This window comes from Rhizobium beringeri (assembly GCF_004306515.1).
Taxonomy (GTDB): domain Bacteria; phylum Pseudomonadota; class Alphaproteobacteria; order Rhizobiales; family Rhizobiaceae; genus Rhizobium; species Rhizobium beringeri.
Map to the genome: position 1 here is coordinate 1,141,251 of NZ_SILG01000001.1, position 13,137 is coordinate 1,154,387.

The window sequence follows — 13,137 nt, forward strand, 5'->3', positions numbered from 1 at the left end:
TCTTACTGCCGCGTCGGCGTCGGCTTTTCGGCCGTCGCCTTGCCGTTGGACTTGTTCGCCGGCGCGGCATCTGAAGCATCCGGGACAGCGTCAGGATTTTCGTCGAAGGCGAGTTTCACGCGCTTCACCATGTCACGGCTGACCAGCCACCAGTCACCTGTCTTTGCCCAGTAGCGCAGCGCTACGGAGATCGTGCCGTCACCAAGGCTGTCGATGAAGACGCTGGGCGCCGGTGACGTCAGCACCCTGGAATCGGCTTTGGCAAGGTTCATCAGCGTCTCCATCGCCAGATCGATGTCATCCTCATAGGCGACGCTGATTTTCAGCTCGTTCCGCCGCGTGGGCTCGCGGGTGAAATTGGTAATGGGCGTGTTCCAGAGCGTCGAATTCGGTGCCAACCGGTAGAGCCCGTCGCCGGTTTTGAGCTCGGTTGCAAACAATCCGATTTCGCGCACCGTGCCGGCCACGCTGCTGGTCTCGATATATTCGCCGACGCGAAAAGGCCTGAGGATCAGCAGCATAATGCCGGCGGCGATATTCTGCAGCGTCCCTTGCAGTGCCAGTCCGATCGCGAGGCCCGCTGCGCCGAGAGTTGCGATGATCGAGGCGGTCTGGACGCCGAATTGACCGAGGACGGTGATGAACACCAGGATGAGCAGCGCATAGCGCAGCACATTGGTGAAGAATCGCGCCAGCGTCTCGTCGATACCATGAACGCGCGACAGGCCCTCATAGGCCCAGCGGCTGGTAAAACCGGCCAGCGCCCAGCCAAGAACGAGCAGAATCACCGCCCCGAGGACGGAGAAGGAGTATTGCACCGCAAGCGCGCTTGCCTGGCTGAGTGCCGTTTGCGTGGCGAGGAGGACATCGGCTGCCTGTTGTTCCATGATCTGGCCCTGTCGATTGTATGTGGTCGGGGGCTAGATGGAGCGGCTGGCGGCAGCGTCAACCGCCGACGGCGTCCCGGATCGCAAGCACGAAGGGCGTATTGCCGTCGGCATCCGCACCACGTCCGATTGCCCGCACCGCCGCGACCAGCCGGCCGTTGCGGCCGAGCAGCGCGTCACCGATCTCGATCAGCCGGGCGTTCGGCGTCGCAAAAGGTGAGGCGGCTCGGAGCCGGCGGGCAAGCGTTTCATCGCTCTGATCGGGTGCCAGCGACAGCGCGGCGATGAGGGCTGCAGCCGGCGATCGCGACACGCCCATCCAGCAATGGATGAGCAGCGGCGTCTCCTGCCGCCACGAGGCAGCAAAGTCGATAATCCCGCGGACATGCGTTTCGTCAGGCGCCACGAGATCGCCGGTGCCCTTGAAGACGATATCGTTCATGCCAAGTGTCAGATGACGTTCGGCCGCGATCACGCCCGGCCGGTGAAAGGCCTGCTCCTTGGCGATCAGGCTGATCATGTCGCGCGCCTTGTGGCGCACCGCCATTTCCGCGATGCGCGACAGCGGCGAGACGACGATGAAGGTCATGATACCATCCCCCGCTCGGCCTCGATCGCCGCGAAGCGCGCGCAGAACAACCGCTGCGCTTCGAGCGCCGGCAGGGGCTCGATCATCAGCATGTCCTTGCTGATGCCGCGCGGTTGGCCGAAGAATTTCTGCGCCTCGGCGGGGGTGAAACCGGCAAGCACGGTTGCCTCGAAATAGGCGGCGATCGTGTCGGCCTTCTTGATCCGGTCCTTAAGGTCGCGCGAGGGATGCGGCGGCAGGCCGAAGCGCAGGTGCACGGCGGCTTCCAGCCGCTTTTCCACCGTCTTGTAGCCGCCGCCGACCACCGATTTGAACGGCGAGATCATGTCGCCGATCACATATTCGGGTGCGTCGTGCAGCAGCGCCATCAGGCATTCCTGCGGCCGCGCATCGTTGAAGCGGCGGAAGATATCCTCGACGACGAGACTGTGCTGCGCCACCGAAAAAGCATGATCGCCAGAGGTCTGGCCGTTCCACCGGGCAACCCGCGCAAGCCCATGGGCGATGTCGATGAGTTCGACATCGAGCGGCGAGGGGTCGAGCAGGTCGAGCCTGCGCCCGGACAGCATGCGTTGCCAGGCACGCGGAGCTTTCGTCGTTGTCACGCGCTGGCCTCGTCGCCGCTTGTGGGAAAGACAAGGCCGGACCATGTCGGCAGGACGAGGGAAACGGGCGTTTCGCCGGCGAGCAGCGGCGTGCCTGCCGCCATCGCGGCGCCGGCGCGGTCGATGCGCACGATCGCAAGGCCGCTGCCGCCTTCGACCGAACCGAGCGTTCCCACAGGCTTGCCGCCGGCGGTGATCTCCGTCCCGGTCTCCGGCAGGGCTGTCGCGGCGGACACCGTCACGACGCGCCGGCGTGCGGTGCCGCGGTGCTGCATGCGCGAGACGACCTCCTGGCCGACATAGCAGCCTTTCCTGAAGGAGAGGCCGCCGTTGAAATCCATCAGCACGTCATGCGGGAAGGCGTCCTGCAGGGCGAAGTCCGATCCTGACATGACGATGCCGTGGCTGATGCGCAGCGCGTCGTAGAGCGCTTCTTTGCCATCGCCGTGTCTTCCTGCCCGACGGGTCAGCGTGACGCCCGCCTTGGCGAAGCGGCTGTCTCGGACGCCCTGGCTGTCTCGGACGCCCTCGGCATCCTCGCCCCAGGAAACGGTGACGCCGTTTTCGGTGCTTGGCGCAAGTGTGACAGCGGCGCGCAGCTTGTACATTGTCAGCCGCTTCAGCAGGCCGTCGCGCTGGCCCGAATCGGTTTCGATCATGTAACCGTCGCCGTCTTGCCAGATCATGAAGTCGAACAGGATCTTGCCCTGCGGCGTCAAGAGTGCCCCGGGCCGCGCCTCGTCGGCGCCGAGCGAGGTGATATCGGTGGTGATCAGGTTCTGCAGAAAGGATTGGGCTTCCGCGCCGCTGACAAGGAGCAACGAGCGGTCATTCAGGAATACGGCTGGCATGGCGGAACCTGTCGCGTTGGTCATCGCTCAGAGGTATGTCTTCATGAGGTGGATCGCAAGCGCCAAGCGAAACGTGAAAAGCGCAGGCGAGACGGGCATCAATCGCCCGCTGTGAAGAATTTCCATTTGCCCTGAGGCGTAATGCCGAGGCGGTAGAAATTATATCCGCCGAACTCCTGCATGTCGGAGAGATCGCCGGCCGTGACGATGCGGAGCAACTCGACGCGCTCCGGCGGCGTCAGCGACTTCAGGTCCTTCTCGGCAAAATAGGGCCAGACATACATGTCGTCTGCTGTGCCCTGGCCGACATGCACGAAGCCGGTCGAGACGATATCGAGCATGATGGCAAGGATCTCGTCGCCATCAGGATCGCCCGACAGATCCTTCAGCGCGCCGATCGGATCGTCGGTCGGTTCGCCCACAGTCACCTGTGTCTGATCGGCGCCGGTGCCCATCAGTGGCCGCAGCCGTTCGAGATCGCCGGAGGCGGCCGCTTCGACGATCTGCTCGCGCATCTTGCGAACCGGCTCTGGCACCTTGCTGATGTCGTAGATCACCTCGACGGGCTTGGAATTATCCTGGGCGCCGGGCGTCTTGTCGACACCCTGATTGTTCTGGCTGTTGACCAGCGGATCGGCCATGGGAACGCCGGGAGTGGTCTGCGGCTGGCTCTGTCCCTGAGCGCTTCCCTGTGCGGGCGGCGTCTCGTTGGCCGCCTGGCCGGGGATGTTGTGCAGTTCGGAAAGCGCGTAGGCTGCCGGCGCAAGGAAAACATTGCCGGCGGCGAGGCTGAAAGCAAGCAGCACCGGCGCGAGCGAAATTCGCGAAACTTTCTCTTTACCGGTGTGCATCAAACTCTCTGATAATAATTATTGCAGGGTGCGGTTCGCGGAGAATTCGCCGGCAAGCATGCGTTCACGCAGCGAATCCAGCAGGGCTTCGGCGCTCTTTTCCCCATGCAATCTGATCGTCTCGCGCAGCGCATGTGCAATGGCGGCATCAGCGATGATTTCAGGCTCAATCCCGTCGGCCATGCCGTCGGCCCAAGCCTCGTTCTGGTACTCCAGAGCTGCCTGCATCTTTTCGTGGACGATCATGTCGTCGATGTCGTTGAGGCTTGCTTCCATTGTCTTTTCCTCAGAACTTCTCATGTCTTACTGCACCGTTAACAACACTAACAGCCTTTTCCCAAAACGACACGTCCGCATGCGAAAACAGGTTAATTAAACGTCAATTTCCAAAGCGCGAGGTAATTTCTGTGGCAAGTGTTGCACCTTCGTTACGGTAGCGCTCTTCTGCCACGATGGCCGCCGGGGTGCAATCCGTATAGACCGAGGCGAAGGCGCGATAGCCACGATTGAAGGCCGCTGTGAGCTTTTCCTTGCGCAACTGCTCGTTGCCAGTCTCCGAATCGAGCAGCTGCTGCATGCCGTTTCGCCACTCGTCGCCACCAGGCGCCTTGCAGAGCGTTCTGAGATAATGCACCGAACCCAGCACCTCGGCGAACCGCGCCAGCTTGTCGTCATAGGGCACGCTCACGATCGGCGGCGCAATCTGCTCCTCCTGTGGAGGCGGCGTATTCTTGCCCTGCGCCATCGTGGGGCCGGCCAGGACGAGCAGGGACAGGAAAACGCGTCGAACGGGAATCATGCACGTAGTTGATACGCTGAGCATGACGGCAACAAGGCGTGCTTGAAAGTTTCCACGTCTATTCGCCGCCCGCCAGCCGCTCAGCGCATTCAAGCACGCTCTGCGGCACGGGCAGCCGCCGGATTTCCTCCACCGTGTACCAACCGAGGGCGGCCGCATCGTCGGCAGCTTCCGCCACCGCGTCCCGATCCGCATCGACGCGGAAGACCGACAGCAGGAAATGGCTGTTGATGCTGCCGTCGGCCGCATGCGTCTTCAGGTCGTAGGTCGAAAACAGCCGCGGATTCCGTGCCGAAATGCCGGTCTCTTCATGGAATTCGCGCAATGCCGTTCGCTCCGGCGTTTCGCCGGGCTCGGCGCGCCCGCCGGGAAAGGCGTACATGTCGGCGGAAGGCGGGTTGCGGCGCAACACCAGAAGGAATCGTCCGTCGCGTTCGAGAATGGCGGCGGAGCCGGGTTTGGCGGTGGAGGTCATCGGGACTGCTCTTGCTGTGATCGCCTATCCTAGCCGATGAACCGACATTTGCATGCCGCCGCTGCTTGGCTTCCACACTTTTCGCAGGATAGTTGCCAATGCATGTCGCTCAAAGGTGTGCAGCGGTTTTGAGCGACATGCATGAGGCAAAAAACTGAAGGATTCGAAAGGGGCTTCCGTGGCCTACATCATCTATGCCTTTGCTGCGCTCTTCGAGATCGCCGGCTGCTTTGCCTTCTGGGCATGGCTGAAGCTCGAAAAGCCCGTCTGGTGGCTGGCGCCGGGTATGGTCTCCCTGGCGCTTTTTGCCTGGCTTCTGACGCTGGTGCCGAGCGAGGTCGCCGGCCGTACCTTCGCGGCCTATGGCGGCATTTATATCCTCGCTTCGCTGCTCTGGCTGTGGCTGGTCGAGAACCGAGTGCCTGATCGTTACGATATCGGCGGCGCGCTGATCTGCCTTGCCGGCGCCAGCCTCATCCTCTTCGCGCCGAGAGGCTGAGGCGCCTTGACCGGGCGCAAGCGGGGTGCAAAGACAGGCCGATGTGTGGACGTTTCGCCCTGACAAGCTCTAGTGCCGACTTGCGCGACTTTTTCTCCGGTCTCGACCTCGACGATTTTCCGGCGCGCTACAACATCGCGCCGACGCAGCCGATCCTCGTCGTCATATCAGGCGAGAGCAGGGGGCAGGGCAGCAACTTGGCCGACCGGCGTGCCGTGCTCGTGCGTTGGGGCCTCACGCCAGGTTGGGTCAAGGACCCGAAGGACTTCCCGCTGCTGATCAACGCGCGCTCCGAAACCGCGATCGGCAAGGCCTCCTTCCGCGCGGCCATGCGTCATCGCCGCGTGCTCATTCCGGCCTCCGGTTTTTATGAATGGCATCGCCCGTCCAAGGAAAGCGGCGAGCGGCCGCAGCCCTACTGGATCAGGCCGCGCCAGGGTGGGGTCATCGCCTTTGCCGGGCTGATGGAGACATGGTCCTCGGCCGACGGCTCCGAGGTCGATACCGGCGCGATCCTGACGACATCAGCCAATTCAGCCATATCAGCGATCCACGATCGCATGCCTGTCGTCATCAAGCCTGAGGATTTCTCGCGCTGGCTCGATTGCAAGACGCAGGAACCGCGTGAGGTGGCCGACCTGCTGCAGCCCGTTCAGGACGATTTCTTCGAAGCCGTCCCGGTCTCCGACAAGGTCAACAAGGTCGCCAATATGGGTCCCGACCTGCAGGAGCCGGTCGTCATCGAAAAACCGCTGAAGGCGCCCGACAAGCAAAAGCCTGACGACGGCCAGCTCAGCTTCTTCTGAACACTATCCGCCGCACCTGCAGGCCCGTCGGTGACCGATCGGCGCCGACGTCTCACGTAGGCGGCGGCGATGCGTCGCTTCGCCTATCAGGTTTTTCGGGTTGTGCTTATGTCGTCAGAGCGTTGTCGGGAGATTTCCGGCGATCGACTCGTCATTCACTTCGTCAGTGGTGCCTAACGCATGTAACCCGAAAGCACGCATGATTCCAGTTTGAAGCCTTCCGCCTCAAGCGGATTTCTTGACGCTGGTCGGCTTATGCTTCGCCATCAGCGATGCTGCGGCAACAGCCTTCAGGCCGACGGGGCGATAGTTGGCGGCGAGGTCTGGCTTGGCCGCGTGCTGTTCGCCGGTACTGCTCTTCTTCGAAGTCACGATACTCTCCTTGCGTGGTTCTTCCCTGGGTATTTTATAGTTTGATGTTTCGTCACGAATAGCGACAAAACGGGGGCGTAGCTTATCAGGATTTGTAAACGCCCACCATAATTCGCGAGGCTTAACTGAAGCCTACGTTGGTTAATACTTACTGAAGAGAGCAGTTCCAATAAAAGTCCGAAAGCGGTTTTCTGGGGAAAAGCGCGGAACGGTTTTCACCCGGATAAAGCGCATGCTTTTCCCGGGGATCCGTCAGAACGAAGGGAGAGAAGCATTTCCGTCATTCGAAGAAATCCGGAAATGCTCGGAGGTCAGATGTGCCGGCCGATATCGTCGTCGCCGATGCCCGGCTCCTCGATCGTCAGCGTCCCGTATTTCCGCCGCCATTTCCGGGCGCCGAAGGGAAGCGATACGAGGTAGGCGGCAACGGTGAAGACCATCACTTCCCAGGTGTAGCTCATCAGCAGAGCCACATAGAGCACGACGCCGAGCATCATCGGCAGCACGAGATCGCGCCGCAAGCGGTTGCCTTCCGATTTGCCCGACCAGACCGGCAGCCGGCTGATCAGCAGGAAGGCGATGAGCACGGTGTAGATCGACGAGAGATAGGCGAAGGTGCGGTCCGTCGCCAGCCCGAGGAAGCCGAGATAGACCGGCAGCAGCACCAGCATGGCGCCGGCCGGCGCCGGTACGCCGACGAAATATTCCGATTGCCAGCTCGCCTTGTTTTCGCGTTCGGCCATGACGTTGAAGCGAGCAAGGCGAAGCCCGGCTGCGATCGCATAGATCAGGGCGGCAATCCAGCCGAGCGAGCGCGCCTGGTCGAGCGCAAAGACATAGACGACGAGGGCAGGTGCGACGCCGAAATTGACGATGTCGGCAAGCGAATCCATCTGCGCGCCGAACTTCGAAGTCGCCTTCATCAGCCGCGCTACGCGCCCGTCAATGCCGTCGAGGAAGGCTGCGAGCAGCACCATGGAGACGGCAAGCTCGTAACGATTTTCGAAAGCCAGCCGGATGCCGGTCAGCCCGGCGCAGATCGCCAGAATGGTGATGAGGTTCGGAAAGACGAGCCGGAGCGGGATTTCGCGCAGACGTGGGCCGCGGGCGGAATCATCCGGCCCATTGGGCTCGAAAGGCGGAAAAGGCGTTTCCATATCGCGTTCCAATCGTTCCTAAAGCAATTCCAGCAAAACTGCGCAGCAGTCGCTTCCGTGAAAGCTGAACCGCTCTAGCTGCGGCGGCTGATGACGGGACCTTTGGTGGAGGCGAATTCGGCGATCACAGTTTCTCCCGCAACCGCCGTCTGGCCGAGCGAGACGCGTGGCGCGGCACCGGCGGGCAGAAACACATCGAGCCGCGAGCCGAAACGGATCAGCCCGAAACGCTCGCCGGCATCCACCGGCTCGTTGGGGTTCGCCCAGCAGAGGATGCGCCGCGCCACGAGGCCGGCGATCTGCACGACGCCGATCTGGCCGTGCCGGGTTTCGATCACCAGCCCGTTGCGCTCATTGTCCTCGCTCGCCTTGTCGAGCTCGGCGTTGACGAAACTGCCGGAGCGGTAGTTGATGCTGACGATGCGCCCGCGCATCGGCGCCCGGTTCACATGGCAATTGAAGACGTTCATGAAGACCGAGATGCGCAGCATCGGCTCGGAGCCGAGGTTGAGCTCTGCCGGAGGGGTCACCATCTGGATCGCCGAGACCTTGCCGTCGGCGGGAGAGATCACCAGATCGTCGTCCTGCGGGGTCACGCGCTCGGGATCACGGAAGAAATAGGCGCACCAGAGCGTGAAGATCATGCCGATCCAGAAGAGCGGCTTGAAGATCCAGCCCAAGACCAGCGACGCGACGAAGAAGGCGGCAACGAAGGGATAACCCTCCTTGTGCACGGGAACGATCGTGTTGCGAACCGTGTTGAACAGGCTCATGGCTGCCGGTCTCCTTGCGTTTTCATTTTTGCTGGTTAGCGAAAAACCGTCTCCGGGGCAATGCTGCGGCCTCGGCCCTGGTTCCCACACCGGGGTTCTGAACAACAAAAGCCGGCCGGCGTCGGTCTCCCGGCTCAGCTTGCCGGAGCAAGCCGCGTTATCACGCCAAGGTCGTCGCTTTCGCGCACCTGCTTCAGATGTTCCTCCGCCTGTGTCGCTTCGCGCTGGCGGTTCCACATCGAGGCATAGAGGCCATTTTTTTCGAGGAGGGCGGCATGTGTTCCGCGCTCGGCGATCTCGCCGCTTTTGAGCACGATGATTTCATCGGCGCCGATCACCGTCGAAAGCCGGTGGGCGATAACAAGCGTCGTGCGATTCTTCGAAACCAGGTCGAGTGCTTCCTGGATTTCCCGTTCCGTCGTCGTGTCGAGCGCCGACGTCGCCTCGTCGAGGATCAGGATCGGCGGCGCTTTAAGGATGGTGCGGGCGATCGCCACCCGCTGCTTCTCGCCGCCGGAGAGCTTCAGCCCGCGCTCGCCGACCTTGGTTTCGAAACCCTCGGGCAGCGTTTCGATGAAATGCGCGATCTGCGCCACCTCGGCGGCTGCAAAGACCTCGCCGTCGCTGGCCGATGTGCGGCCGTAGCGAATGTTGTAGGCGACCGTGTCGTTGAAGAGCACCGTATCCTGCGGCACCATGCCGATCGCCGTACGCAGGCTCTTCTGCGTCACCTTGCGGATATCCTGGCCGTCGACGGTGATCGCGCCGCTCTGGATATCGTAAAATCGATAGAGCAGGCGCGACAGCGTCGATTTGCCGGCACCCGATGGGCCGACGACGGCGACCGTCTTGCCGGCCGGCACCTCGAAGGAAATGCCCTTCAGGATTGGGCGGGCCGGATCGTAGAAGAAGTGCACGTCCTTGAAAGAGATCGCGCCCTGGCCGATCCGAAGCTCCGTCGCATCGGGCGCATCATTGACCTCGGCCCTCACCTCAAGCAGGTCGAACATCTGCTCGATGTCGGTCAGCCCCTGGCGGATTTCGCGGTAGACGAAGCCGATGAAGTTGAGCGGCACGGAAAGCTGCAGCAGCATCGAATTGACGAAGACGAAATCGCCGACCGTCTGCTCGCCGCGCTGCACGGCCAGCGCCGACAGCACCAGCATGATGGTCGTGCCGATGCCGAAGATGACGCCCTGGCCGAAGTTCAGCCAGCCGAGCGAGGTCCAGACATCGGTCGCCGCCTTCTCGTAGCGTTCCATCGATTTGTCGAAGCGCTTGGCCTCCATCTCCTCATTGCCGAAATATTTGACGGTCTCGAAATTGAGGAGGGAGTCGATCGCCTTGGTATTGGCGTCGGTATCGCTGTCGTTCATCGACCGGCGGATGGCGATGCGCCAGTCGGATGCGCGGATCGTGAACCAGATATAGGCCCAGACGGTAAAGGCGGTAACGGCGAGATAGGAGAAGCCGTAGCCCCACCAGAAGATCACTGCCGTCAGCAGGAATTCGATGACGGTCGGGACCGAATTGAGGATCGTGAAGCGCACGATCGTCTCGATGCCCTTGGTGCCGCGCTCGATGATGCGCGAAAGCCCGCCGGTCTTGCGCTCCAGATGGAAGCGCAGCGACAGCTCGTGCATGTGCACGAAGGTCCTGTAGGCGAGCTGGCGCACTGCATGTTGTCCGACGCTGGCAAAGAGCGCGTCGCGCAGCTGGTTGAGGCCAAGCTGGATCAGCCGGGTGATGTTATAGGCGATCACCAGCGCGATGGCGCCGGCCAGCAGCGGCGGCACCGAGCCGGCAAGATCCATCTTGCCGTTCAGCGCATCGGTCGACCACTTGAAGAAATAGGGGACGAGCAGCAGTACGAATTTGGAGATCAGCAGAAAGACCGAGGCCCAGACGACGCGCATCTTGAGGTCGGGCCGGCCGGCCGGCCACATATAGGGCCAGAGGTTGAGAAGCGTCTGCAGCAGGTTGGATTCCGAGACTGTCTTGCCGTTTGCCATGCTTGTCTCCAGCCCGGATGGGCTTGCCGCGATTGCGGCGCTTCGATGCCGGCAAGCACGGAACCGGGATGTGCCTGAAAGCGCTTCCCTAGCCCGCAGCCGCCACCGCCAGATAGGGTGCCAGGCGGACGAATACAACAAATGCAGGGTTCAGGAAAAGACAGGCCGGGCGACTACAGCGCCGCGCATCTTTTCAGACGCGCAAAGGACGCTGTAGCACTTTGAACTGCTGCATCATTTTATCCTTAAACCGAGTCCGATTTAAGGAATTATGCAGTAGCCTGCCCGGCCTCGTCATGGTGTTCGTAGCTTAGAGGTGCTGGCCGGAAAGGCGCTTGCGGTGCAGCTCTTCGGCATTCGGCAACACATCTTTCGGCAGGCCGAAGATCTGACCGGGGCGGATACGATCGGGATTGATGATCTTGTCCTCGTTGGCGATGTAGATCGTCGTGTAACGAACGCCAAGGCCATAGGTGCGGCGCGAGATCTGCCACAGCGTATCGCCGCGGCGAATGATGACCGCTGCGTTGTTCGCCGTCAGCGGCGCCTGTTCGATCGTCTTCGGCTGGCTGCTTCCGACATCGTTTGCAGATGGCGCTGCCGGCGCGGGTACAGCGGTGAGTTCGGCGATCAGCCCGCCCAGTCTTTCGAGCGCGGCGCCGACGGAGTTTGCATCCTTAGGCAGGCCCTGCAGCAGCTTCAGCGCATTGCCGGCGATCTGCGAGGACGAGCCGGACGCTTGCTTGAAGGCGTCCGACGCATCGGCCGCCGGGCGGAAGTCGGCGACGGAGCGCAGCGCGAATTCCGTTGCCGAGCGCGCGGCAGCAAGCTGTTCGGCCCCGGGCAGTTTGCCATCGGCAAACAGTCCCTTCAGCAGGCCGTAGGCCTTGCCGGCCTCCGCTTTGAGTTTTCCGAGCTCGCCTTCGTCGAGCGGCACCATCGAGGAAGCGCCGTTCGCGTCGGCGGGGACCGATTGCGCGGCGACCCGCACCTGATCGCCGGCCGGGCGATTGAAATTCACCGCCGCACGCACGATCACCTTGCCTGTGGGATCGACGACATCGACGCGGATCTTGTGGTCGCCGACCGAGAGCGAGACCACACCGTCGATGACGAAATGCCCGTCGGAGCCGGCGGTATCCTGGCCGATGAGGCTATCGTCGGCATAACCGATGACCTTGGCATTGGAGCGCGTCGTGCCGGCGATGAAGATCTTGTTGCCCTCGATTTCGACGGCATTGACCATCACATCGGGCACGTTCGTCTTATCCGGTGCCGTAGCTGCGCCATCGGTGGAGGTGTCGGTGAGGTTCGGCGTCTGCAGCGCCAGCTCGCCGGTTGGTGCAGGTGTTGCGGCAGGCGCAGTCGAGCTTTCGCCCGTTGCCGGCTTGTCCGCAGGCGGCGCCATCGGATTGGAGGCATCGGCAACTTCGGTTCCGGCCTTTGGCGCAGTGATGATGCGGCTCGCCGCACCGGGTTTGGAGACCATGGCGAGCAGATTGGCGCCATTGCCGTCCTTCGGCACGGAAATGGTCGCGACTTCTTCGGAAAGCATGCTCTTGCCGTCCTTGCCCGTGAACTTGAGCACGAGCTGGTGGTCGCCCGCCGGAAGCGGATCGTCGAGGACGGCGGCGAAATCACCGCTCGCATCGACATTGGCCGTCGTCACCACCTTTTCGCCGTCGAGCACCTCGAGCTTGCCGTTCGGTTCGGCGGAGCCGGCTATCACCGTCGAGCCGTCGGGCTCAACGCGCAATACGTCGAAGGCCGGAAGCTTCGGGCCGGTATTCTCCGCTGCCGTGTTCGCCGCAGGGGCAGGCTCCGGCGCACCGGTCAGCGCAGTTTCAGCCTTGGCGATCGCGGCAAGCGCATCGGCGATATTCTCGGGTAGCGACTGGACGATGGCGAGCGCTTTCGCGCCGCCGTCCTTGGCTTTGCCGGCAAGGGTCTGGGTCGCGGGATCGAGGCCCTCGGGAATTGTGAAATCGGCAAGTGCGGTCAGCGCGCTGACGGCCTTGGTCTTGGCGGCGGTGAAGACATCGATGGCGGGCCCCTTGCCGTCGGCAAACAGCGCCTTGAGCTCGCTGAGCGACACGCCGGCATCGGCAGAAAGACGGCCCACCTTGTCGGCGACCGCAGCCGAGTCGGCTACGGCGGAGCGCGATGTCTTTGCGGCCTCGTTAACCGTGTTCTTGAGCTCCGTGCTCGCCTGGTTGATGGCGTCGCCGACCTTGGCTGCATCGCCGCCGATACGCGGCATGACGACAAACACCATCAGTAGGATTGCGATTGCGAGCACTGCAAGGGCCAGCAAGCCGGCACGGTTCTTCATCATTATGTCTCCCAGAGCGGCAATTTGCCGTAGTAACCGAAATTGCTAGCGATTCCCGTTGCTTTTCACAAGCATTCAAAGCAATTAGGCAAGCTAGGCACGCTGCTTTTCAGTCAATTTTCTTGACTG

General features: G+C 62.2%; 15 protein-coding genes. 2 read left to right on the forward strand and 13 right to left on the reverse strand.

Features of this window, described 5'->3' with window-relative positions:
• Nucleotides 1-2: 2 nt before the first annotated feature.
• The 8 genes from ELH03_RS05915 to ELH03_RS05950 form a co-directional block, all read right to left on the reverse strand.
• A complete protein-coding gene (locus ELH03_RS05915) occupies nucleotides 3-887 on the reverse strand; it encodes a mechanosensitive ion channel family protein (RefSeq protein ID WP_130766163.1) in 885 nt (294 codons plus the stop codon).
• A 58-nt stretch (nucleotides 888-945) separates the two neighbouring features.
• On the reverse strand, nucleotides 946-1,476 hold the full coding sequence (locus ELH03_RS05920) for a tyrosine phosphatase family protein (RefSeq protein WP_130658654.1): 531 nt from the start codon (nucleotides 1,474-1,476) through the stop codon (nucleotides 946-948).
• Complete coding sequence (locus ELH03_RS05925) at nucleotides 1,473-2,081, reverse strand: HD domain-containing protein (RefSeq protein ID WP_018241411.1); 609 nt, start codon at nucleotides 2,079-2,081, stop codon at nucleotides 1,473-1,475. Before ELH03_RS05925 ends, ELH03_RS05920 begins: the two co-directional genes overlap by 4 nt.
• Nucleotides 2,078-2,932 (reverse strand): CAF17-like 4Fe-4S cluster assembly/insertion protein YgfZ, encoded by an 855-nt coding sequence (gene ygfZ / locus ELH03_RS05930; protein WP_128401224.1) that lies wholly within the window; start codon nucleotides 2,930-2,932, stop codon nucleotides 2,078-2,080. Before ygfZ ends, ELH03_RS05925 begins: the two co-directional genes overlap by 4 nt.
• A 98-nt stretch (nucleotides 2,933-3,030) precedes the next feature.
• On the reverse strand, nucleotides 3,031-3,783 hold the full coding sequence (locus ELH03_RS05935; RefSeq protein ID WP_130766164.1) for a hypothetical protein: 753 nt from the start codon (nucleotides 3,781-3,783) through the stop codon (nucleotides 3,031-3,033).
• Nucleotides 3,784-3,801: 18 nt separating this feature from the next.
• A complete protein-coding gene (locus ELH03_RS05940; protein ID WP_003546972.1) occupies nucleotides 3,802-4,059 on the reverse strand; it encodes a hypothetical protein in 258 nt (85 codons plus the stop codon).
• Nucleotides 4,060-4,162: 103 nt separating this feature from the next.
• Nucleotides 4,163-4,606 (reverse strand): TIGR02301 family protein, encoded by a 444-nt coding sequence (locus ELH03_RS05945; protein ID WP_128401333.1) that lies wholly within the window; start codon nucleotides 4,604-4,606, stop codon nucleotides 4,163-4,165.
• A 34-nt stretch (nucleotides 4,607-4,640) separates the two neighbouring features.
• Entirely contained in the window at nucleotides 4,641-5,057 is a 417-nt protein-coding gene (locus tag ELH03_RS05950) for an NUDIX hydrolase (protein ID WP_128412465.1), read from the reverse strand.
• A gap of 178 nt (nucleotides 5,058-5,235) precedes the next feature.
• Here ELH03_RS05950 and ELH03_RS05955 point away from each other — a divergent pair, with 178 nt between their 5' ends.
• Both ELH03_RS05955 and ELH03_RS05960 read left to right on the forward strand, forming a co-directional pair.
• A complete protein-coding gene (locus tag ELH03_RS05955) occupies nucleotides 5,236-5,556 on the forward strand; it encodes a YnfA family protein (RefSeq protein WP_128401227.1) in 321 nt (106 codons plus the stop codon).
• A gap of 41 nt (nucleotides 5,557-5,597) precedes the next feature.
• On the forward strand, nucleotides 5,598-6,362 hold the full coding sequence (locus tag ELH03_RS05960; RefSeq protein ID WP_130766165.1) for an SOS response-associated peptidase: 765 nt from the start codon (nucleotides 5,598-5,600) through the stop codon (nucleotides 6,360-6,362).
• Between the two features lie 225 nt (nucleotides 6,363-6,587).
• Here ELH03_RS05960 and ELH03_RS37290 read toward each other — a convergent pair whose 3' ends face one another.
• From ELH03_RS37290 to ELH03_RS05980, 5 genes are all read right to left on the reverse strand, one after another.
• Nucleotides 6,588-6,734 carry a hypothetical protein gene (locus tag ELH03_RS37290; protein ID WP_164902046.1) on the reverse strand — a complete coding sequence of 49 codons (147 nt, stop codon included), beginning with the start codon at nucleotides 6,732-6,734 and terminating at the stop codon, nucleotides 6,588-6,590.
• A 311-nt stretch (nucleotides 6,735-7,045) separates the two neighbouring features.
• Nucleotides 7,046-7,891 (reverse strand): CDP-diacylglycerol--serine O-phosphatidyltransferase, encoded by an 846-nt coding sequence (gene pssA, locus ELH03_RS05965; RefSeq protein ID WP_018447395.1) that lies wholly within the window; start codon nucleotides 7,889-7,891, stop codon nucleotides 7,046-7,048.
• A gap of 74 nt (nucleotides 7,892-7,965) precedes the next feature.
• Complete coding sequence (locus tag ELH03_RS05970) at nucleotides 7,966-8,901, reverse strand: phosphatidylserine decarboxylase (RefSeq protein ID WP_315855369.1); 936 nt, start codon at nucleotides 8,899-8,901, stop codon at nucleotides 7,966-7,968.
• Nucleotides 8,799-10,676, reverse strand: coding sequence for an ABCB family ABC transporter ATP-binding protein/permease (locus tag ELH03_RS05975; RefSeq protein WP_130658655.1), 1,878 nt, complete (start codon nucleotides 10,674-10,676; stop codon nucleotides 8,799-8,801). The genes ELH03_RS05970 and ELH03_RS05975 overlap by 103 nt, the downstream gene beginning before the upstream one ends.
• Before the next feature lie 310 nt (nucleotides 10,677-10,986).
• Nucleotides 10,987-13,011, reverse strand: a complete 2,025-nt coding sequence (locus tag ELH03_RS05980) for a LysM peptidoglycan-binding domain-containing protein (protein WP_128401231.1) — start codon at nucleotides 13,009-13,011, stop codon at nucleotides 10,987-10,989.
• Nucleotides 13,012-13,137: the final 126 nt, after the last annotated feature.